The organism is Microcystis sp. M165S2, assembly GCF_020245885.1.
Lineage (GTDB): Bacteria > Cyanobacteriota > Cyanobacteriia > Cyanobacteriales > Microcystaceae > Microcystis.
In genome coordinates this window covers 1-7378 of the sequence record NZ_JADBTZ010000158.1, presented here as the reverse complement: position 1 = coordinate 7378, position 7378 = coordinate 1, and the positions used below count along the sequence as shown (strand labels likewise).

At 40.6% G+C, this 7378-nt stretch carries 8 protein-coding genes, 1 pseudogene and 1 riboswitch; of the genes and pseudogenes, 2 read left to right on the top strand and 7 right to left on the bottom strand.

What is annotated here, in order from left to right:
- Positions 1 to 148: 148 nt before the first annotated feature.
- A complete protein-coding gene (locus IM479_RS08320; protein ID WP_287686116.1) occupies positions 149 to 346 on the bottom strand; it encodes a hypothetical protein in 198 nt (65 codons plus the stop codon).
- Between the two features lie 53 nt (positions 347 to 399).
- On the opposite strand from IM479_RS08320, the gene IM479_RS08315 reads away from it, so the two are divergent.
- Positions 400 to 618 carry a hypothetical protein gene (locus IM479_RS08315; RefSeq protein WP_286824201.1) on the top strand — a complete coding sequence of 73 codons (219 nt, stop codon included), beginning with the start codon at positions 400 to 402 and terminating at the stop codon, positions 616 to 618.
- Between the two features lie 17 nt (positions 619 to 635).
- Entirely contained in the window at positions 636 to 878 is a 243-nt protein-coding gene (locus tag IM479_RS08310; protein ID WP_286824200.1) for a Txe/YoeB family addiction module toxin, read from the top strand.
- 108 nt (positions 879 to 986) lie between these two features.
- On the opposite strand, the gene IM479_RS08305 is transcribed toward IM479_RS08310, so the two are convergent.
- The 6 genes and pseudogenes from IM479_RS08305 to IM479_RS08280 all read right to left on the bottom strand — a co-directional run.
- Complete coding sequence (locus tag IM479_RS08305) at positions 987 to 1181, bottom strand: hypothetical protein (protein WP_286824199.1); 195 nt, start codon at positions 1179 to 1181, stop codon at positions 987 to 989.
- A 277-nt stretch (positions 1182 to 1458) separates the two neighbouring features.
- Positions 1459 to 4062, bottom strand: coding sequence for an SUMF1/EgtB/PvdO family nonheme iron enzyme (locus IM479_RS08300; RefSeq protein WP_287686115.1), 2604 nt, complete (start codon positions 4060 to 4062; stop codon positions 1459 to 1461).
- A 186-nt stretch (positions 4063 to 4248) separates the two neighbouring features.
- A complete protein-coding gene (cobI, locus tag IM479_RS08295) occupies positions 4249 to 4953 on the bottom strand; it encodes a precorrin-2 C(20)-methyltransferase (protein ID WP_287686114.1) in 705 nt (234 codons plus the stop codon).
- Positions 4950 to 5576: a precorrin-8X methylmutase gene (locus tag IM479_RS08290; protein WP_287686113.1), complete on the bottom strand. Its 627-nt coding sequence runs from the start codon at positions 5574 to 5576 to the stop codon at positions 4950 to 4952. The genes cobI and IM479_RS08290 overlap by 4 nt, the downstream gene beginning before the upstream one ends.
- A 1-nt stretch (position 5577) precedes the next feature.
- Positions 5578 to 7002, bottom strand: a complete 1425-nt coding sequence (cobG, locus tag IM479_RS08285; protein ID WP_287686112.1) for a precorrin-3B synthase — start codon at positions 7000 to 7002, stop codon at positions 5578 to 5580.
- A gap of 57 nt (positions 7003 to 7059) precedes the next feature.
- A riboswitch (cobalamin riboswitch) is annotated at positions 7060 to 7218 on the bottom strand.
- Positions 7189 to 7378 (bottom strand): annotated as a pseudogene (locus tag IM479_RS08280) (DUF3782 domain-containing protein); the annotation flags it as partial. (Overlaps the previous riboswitch by 30 nt.)

The following is a 7378-nucleotide window of genomic DNA, read 5'->3' as shown; positions in this document are numbered from 1 at the left end:
GTGGGAATGTCTTTTCTGTGGAACTTTTCATGATCGAGATGTAAACGCTGCGGTAAATATCAAGGTCGCCGGAGGACATTCGGAGACTTTAAACGGACGTAGAGGAAAGCGTAAGACTTCTGTTAAAGAAGCAGCATCCCGGGTCGCGTCAACCCCATTGACGCGACCATTCTAAAAAAGTGGCGTGGTGAGGAATCGCCGTCCGTTTTACGGCGGTGAGGATGTCAATTGCTATATATGTTGAACTCAGTGATGGAGGTATTACTGGTTTTCCTAGCGATCGCTTGTAGGGGTGTGGAAAGGCGATCGCTTGTAGGGGTGTGGAAAATAATGATAGAATGCACAAAGTGTAGATTTCAATGTGAAAGCGATTTATACAGAAAGCTTAGGAGTTAATTTATGCGAACAATTACCTTGCAAATTGACGATAGCATTAGTGAAAAATTTCTATGGTTACTTGATCGCTTCTCTAGAGACGAAATTAAAATTCTGGAACAATCAGATTATGTCAGTGATGACGAATATCTAAGGGGAATCGAAGGAATGATTCAAACTATTCAGGCAGCCCGTGATGAATCTATTGAACAGAGCTTAAGCTTAGATGAGTTAGATTGGTAATGTATAAAATAATCTTTATGACCCAATCTCAAAAAGATGCAAAAAAGATTGCTTCTAGTGGACTGAAGCCCAAGGTTCTTGAACTTATCAAAATAATTGAAGAAGACCCGTTTCAATACCCACCGGATTATGAGTTATTAAAAGGGGATATGAAAGGGTTAATTAGTCGTCGTATCAATAAACAGCATCGGCTAGTTTATGAAGTCTTTGAATCGGAGAAATTGATCAAAATTTATCGGATGTGGAGTCATTATGACTAGATCATTTTGATGCTGGAGAGCGATCTATTTTTAGGAGATAGAACGGAATGATCGCTTTTTGGGAAATATGGAAAGTGCGCTCTTTTTTTGGGAGATGTGGGAGTGCGATTATTTAGCTCCACAGCACTGGGCATCGTTGGGAAAATTATGGGAAACGGCATCTAGCCAGTTTTTTTCGTTCAGTTCATCCTCCGACATCAAAAGAATGACGCGCACAAACCGATCTTTTTCTTGGGGAATAGGATGATCAAGTTGAATTTGCCCTTGGGTATTGAGGATACCAGTGGTTTCAATCGCACGCATAGCAAAGCCTAAAGGGAGTGATTCGATTCTAATACCATTTTTCAAAAGTAATGGCAGAGATGGTTAATTTCCCTCACCCCCAACCCCTCTCCCTTTCTGGGAGAGGGGAGTAAGATACCTGCTACGAATAAAGAAAAATGGTATAACATTAAAGCAACCTTGAAAAGCGGTGATGGGCAAATACAGCGATCGCTATTCTCAGGCTCACCCTATTAGACTTCATCTTTTTATTGGTTATTGGTGCGCTTCCATATAGGCTCGGAGCAACTGATAACTGTTAACTGTTAACTGATTGGGGGAGACCGCACACAACACGAAAACCCTCTCCGTGGCGGAGAACATCGCTGTCACCGCGATACGCGGAACGGCAAAGCCCGGGATAGGAGTCAAAAGCGCCGCCACGAAGTAATGATCCGTGACTTAGATAAATATAATCACCCCATGCAATGCTGCCATTTTCTTTAATATTGTCTGATTTGGTTGCATAACTTTCATGATATGTATCAGCACACCATTCCCAAACATTGCCGTGCATATCATAGATTCCCCAGGGATTAGGTAGCTTTTCCCCAACAGGATGGGTTACATTATCTGAATTACCACTAAACCAGGCATAATCTCCTAATTGATTTTCATCATCGCCAAAACTAAATCGGGTTTCTGTACCAGCGCGACAGGCATATTCCCATTCTGCTTCTGTTGGCAAACGGTAGTTTTTTCCCGTTAACTTGCTCAGTTGTTTACAAAAGACTTTAGCATCATTCTGAGTAACGGATTTTACTGGGTTCTGGGGATTTCTTGGAAACATTAAACTAGCTTTTCCCATCACCGCTTGATACTGTGCTTGGGTGATAGGATATTTGCCTATTTGAAATGCTGGCACAATTACTTCATGTATCGGTTTTTCATCTTCATACTCATTAGAACCCATGTTAAATTTACCGGCGGGTATATCCACCATTTCTAAGTGAAAGTCTAGAGGCAATGAGGTAATATTTTGGCTAATTTTAATATTTTGGCGAATTTGTTGTGGTTGAATAGGATCATTAGCTGGCCGAATTACCCTGGGTGATACTTGTAATAATTTATCAACATTTACCTCTGCCAAGCTAAATTTAGAGTTAGCTGCCGATTTTTCATGACCGTAAGCCATTAAATCTTTCAGCTTACTATAACTACCCCAATAGCGAAGCGACTCCTCTTCATTTGGTGGACTCAACTCTCCCCGTGCAAATTTTTCTAGTTTTGCTAAAATTTGCTTATCATTTTCCAAATCTGACAATAACAATGGCCATTTTAAACTAATGGCAGTAAATTTGCCTAACTGTTCAAAAGTTAGAGAAGGATATAACAAATTATTATCCTCGTCTCGCTCCTCAAAAAATAAACCAGTTTCATTAGCGATATAAACCTTGAGACGAAAGACATTGATAAAGTGTTTAATCCGTCGCGGATTGTAATCCAATGCGGGAGCTACCATCATAATGACATTCCGCACTGTTGGGGAATCTTTATCAAAATTTTTGACTTGAATCGCTTCTAATCGCTTAATTACGGCTGCTTGTGCTTTCTCTTTTTCGGTTTGTTCGGATTCTATTAAAGGATTATCTAGAGACGAGTTGTTTAAATCACTTGTCTGATTACTTGTTGCAGAAGTGAGATGCTTTTGCGAATTATTTCTCCAAGGTAAAGCTAACTTAAACATACCCCAGAATGACTGAAAAAATTTAGAAGAGGATTTATCTGGCGGTAAATTGGAAGGAGTTGAAGTAGCAAGCTGAGTCAAAAAACGCTCAAAATCCGACCGGGATGGTTGGGGAACTAAAAAGGGAAGCTGGACAAACTTTTCAATAAAGGTATAACCATAAGCTAACCCTTTATTAGAACTACGTCTCGCTAAAATATCAGGATCAATTTCTGTGGTTTCCGACGGTAAATACTTGAGAATGTTTTCGTATTTTACCGCTAAACTAGCGGCTACTTTTTCTCTGTCCATTCCTAAAATAAACACCACTGAAGGATCATCAGCAATCATCAAGTTAATCGCCTGCATCAAGTCCGCTGATTTTGGATGTTCACAGCGATCTAAATCGTCAATAAATACATATACTCGATCATTGCCAATATAAGCATCAACAATTTTAGCAAAATCTTCATGAAATTCTTCTACAAATGCCGATTGTTTTTTATAATCTGGGGCTTCTATGTATTTAATTAGGTTGTTTTTGGGGTTTTGAAGTAACCTTTGAAAATTTCTCGATAAACTCTTAATACCAGCGAAAATCCCCGCTCCTGATAAAGTTAAACCTCCGGCGGTAAATAACAGTTTAAAAACTGAATTAATTTTACTCCAAAAAACATCTTGAGAAGTTATTGCTCCGATTAATTCGTTAATTCCTTCAACTCCATAACCGATTAAAATAAAGGGAATGGCAATTGAGGCACAAATCACAAAAATTATTACTGGTAAAGCTTTAATTAATTCAAATAAGCCTTTTTCTAAGTTAAAACGCAATAATTGTAACTTAAAATGTCCTATAATAATTCGAGGTAAATCTCGCCAATTTTTGGGCGTAGAAATCTGCTTAATAAAAGACAGCGCAAAAGCCGCCCATACCGACTCCGCTTTATCGTGTCGCCAAGCATTAAACCAAACTGTCCGACCTCCCTTTTTTCGTAAATATTCCTCTAACATTTTCATAAAAGAAGACTTGCCACTACCCCACTCTCCCTCAACCGATAAAGTTAGGGGTGGTTGTGTCTGCTCATGCAACAAAAATTCAGCGATCGCTATTACATAAGGCTCAAATCCGAGAGCATCATTATTAGTAGCTTGATCGCTGACGCTAGTATTGCGGATAGATTCAGGAGAATCGGACATGGTAGTTATTTTTAGGTGACAGAGAACGGAGAAGAAAATAGATTACCTTATCAATCCGAGAAACGCGATATATAACCTCCTGTGCAACAAAAAAAGCAACGAAGAAAAGACATTTTCATAATATTATCTAAACCCTATAGGTTCTGTCAAGTAGGGGATAGAAGATTTAACTTAGTGTCTATAGAGTTATTGGGGTTTAGTTTTACTAGGAATCAGAATTAATGACCAGTAGGTGACAGCCTCTGGATCGATTTCGGTAATCGGAATAATTTGCTGATTGGGTAAGGTTGCTCGTTCGATGTAGAGGGCGCGTTCTAATAATCCTAATTCCTGGAGAATATTGCGAACTTTAGTGAAATGTCTGCCTAATTTAATAATCGCCGCTGCATCGATAAATGCTAGGCGATCCCGCAATATTTCCGCCTCTAAAGTAGCCGGCATGATACTAAATACGTCATTTCGATAAGTAATAGGTACACCCAGCATTGCTGCACTTGCCATCACTGAAGAAATGCCCGGCACGACTTCAATTGAAAAGCGATCGCACAAGCGATTAAAGATATACATAAATGTGCCATACAACATCGGATCGCCCACACATAGCACCGCCACATCTCGACCTAAGTTTAAATGTTCGGCGATGTTTTCGGCAGCAATATCATAATGAGGTTGAGAACTGCGCTCGACACTAAAAGGCAAAGGCATGGGAATTTCTATCTGCTCGGGACGGATAAAATCCGACACAATTGCCCGTGCCAAAACTTTGCCACTTTCTAAGGTAGGATAAGCAATTACCGGAACAGTTGTGAGAATGCGGTGTGCTTTTAGCGTCAACAATTCGGGATCACCAGGCCCGATTCCTAATCCATAAAGTTTGCCTAATTCATTCATAATTCGTTCTCTTTTGCTAAAGCATTGACCGCTGCTGCTGCGATTGCGCTGCCTCCCCTACGTCCGTGCAGGGTAATAAATGGCACACCACGACTATTAGTTGCTAATTCTAATTTCGACTCTGCCGCTCCCACAAATCCCACGGGAAAGCCTAAAATCAAAGCTGGTTTATCTACATTTTGATCGAGCAATTCTAGTAGGCGAAAAAGTGCGGTTGGTGCATTACCAATGGCTACCACCGCTCCAGCTAAATGAGGTCGCCAAAGTTCTAAAGCGGCAGCGGAGCGGGTATTATTAATTTGCCCTGCTAACTCGGTCACTTCTGGATGATTGAGGGTACAAATAATCGGATTATTTTTAGGTAAACGCGCTTTGGTAATGCCATTAGCGACCATTTGAGAATCACAGAGAATTGCTGCACCCCCAGCGAGGGCATTTCGTCCGATTTTAACTGCGTCCGGTGATGCTTCTAAATCTTCTGTTATGTCTGTCATCCCGCAGGAATGAATTAGACGAACCGCCACATGAGCTAAATCATTGGGGAGATTTTTCCAGTTAGTTTCAGCCCGAATAATAGCAAAAGATTTGCGGTAAATTTCCTCACCATTCTTAATGTATTCCATTCTATTCATCTAAATTTTTCGATTTTTGGGAGCTTAAAATTTGGGCTATGAGCGGGGGAATCTTGGCAAATTCTCCCTCAAATATGGGTGTTTCTAAGAATTTTTGACTATCACCCACATAGACTTGATAAGCTTCCAGTATTTGGCCATTTTCCTCGATATTAGTTCCTAAAAGGGTAATTTCAGCCGGTCCCGGTTGAGCGCAGGATTTAGCACAACCTGTCAAATGAATATTAACAGGAGAATTACAGGTTAAGTGTTCCTGCAAATAATCTGCCAGGAGAGAAGCATGGATTTGAGTTGCAGTGGCTGCTGCTGCACAACCGGGTTTACCGCTACAGGCAACTATTCCCCCATCCCATCCGGGAGAAGCGGATAATCCTAAGGATGCCAGTTTTGGCAACAATTCTGAGACTTTTTCATCGGGAATATCGGGTAATATAACAGTCTGCCAAGGGGTTAATCGTAACTGACCACTGCCAAAAGTTTCTGATAGTGCCGCTAATCCCCATAGTTGATTAGCCGTCAATTGTCCTAATCTTAATGATAGACCAATATAAGATAATCCGGGTTGCTTTTGAGGATGAATTCCCAGATGAAAATAGGGTTGAGTAGAATGGGCAGCTTGCCGGTATTTTTGCTGGTGTATTATGCCGGTAGAAGTCCGATGTAATTGGGAGTTAACTTGTTCGAGATATTTTGCTAATCCCCAATCTTTTAGCAGGTGTTTCATCCGAGGTTTTTTCCCCTTGATATTAGGGTTTTGTTGAACATAATCGACATAAACCTTTACCAGTGCTTTGACCACAGCTAAACAGTTTTCTGGCTCAATTAATAAGTCCGTGTCATATAATTGTTTATCTCCTGCGAGTGCTAATCGAAAGCAAACAAGAGAAGTTAAATTTGTCGGATTATTGACGGCAATTGCCGATAGCTGAATCTCGTTATAGCGGTGTTGCCAGGCCATAGTTGAACCAGTACCAATTCCCACTGCACCACCGCCATCGATCCCGATACTAAATTTAGGACTTAGTTCGGCAATTGATGGATAATTTTGGATAAAATTATCTAATTCTTGGACTAATGGACGAGTATCGATCGATTCTTGGCAGTCAATTCCGGCAGTGGGACTAGACATGATGTTACGCAGATGATCGATACTGGGATTATGGGCAGCTAACCCTAATTTTTGCAGGGTTTGAAATTCTTCTAAACTGGGGGATTTTTGCAGTCCGCGAATTTGCAGATTTGCCCGATTGGTAACTTGTATTGTCGTCTGCCATTGTTCGAGCCAAGTGGCGATCGCTTTTCCCTGTGGAGAATTGAGCCATCCACCGGGGGTGCGGAGACGAATTAAAAACCCATCCTGGGCAGCAGTTCCATAAAATAAACCGGGACAAGCATTTGCTTCAACTAACCAATTCACCGTTGTTTGTTCTCCATGCGACGCAGAGAAGTAGTTAGAAAATTAGTTGTCTATACTACCGATCAAAAGCTTGTAATTGGTATTCTGACTCGCAAGGAAAAAGGGAAGATGTACTCTTTTTACTTTTTACTTGATTACAGTTGCGGCACAGTACCAGAATTGCACTGGACTTTCCCAAAGACAAGTTTAAGGATTATACCACGTTTTCGGTTGAAACTCAGTATCGTTAAGAATAGCTACATTTTCACCCCTTTGTGCCAAGACAAATAAACCTTGACGATAAGCATATTTATCCGCTCCTTCTTCGATTTCAATGCCTGCTACTGCCCCATATAATTGTTTGTGGTTATATTCGGGAAAAAATTGCCTAAATTCT

Excerpts from the sequence above, each read along its gene's own strand:
- IM479_RS08315 (WP_286824201.1), top strand. The coding sequence starts at position 400 with ATGCGAACAATTACCTTGCAAATTGACGATAGCATTAGTGAAAAATTT.
- IM479_RS08310 (WP_286824200.1), top strand. The coding sequence starts at position 636 with ATGACCCAATCTCAAAAAGATGCAAAAAAGATTGCTTCTAGTGGACTG.
- IM479_RS08305 (WP_286824199.1), bottom strand. The coding sequence starts at position 1,181 with ATGCGTGCGATTGAAACCACTGGTATCCTCAATACCCAAGGGCAAATT.
- IM479_RS08300 (WP_287686115.1), bottom strand. The coding sequence starts at position 4,062 with ATGTCCGATTCTCCTGAATCTATCCGCAATACTAGCGTCAGCGATCAA.
- cobI (WP_287686114.1), bottom strand. The coding sequence starts at position 4,953 with ATGAATGAATTAGGCAAACTTTATGGATTAGGAATCGGGCCTGGTGAT.
- IM479_RS08290 (WP_287686113.1), bottom strand. The coding sequence starts at position 5,576 with ATGGAATACATTAAGAATGGTGAGGAAATTTACCGCAAATCTTTTGCT.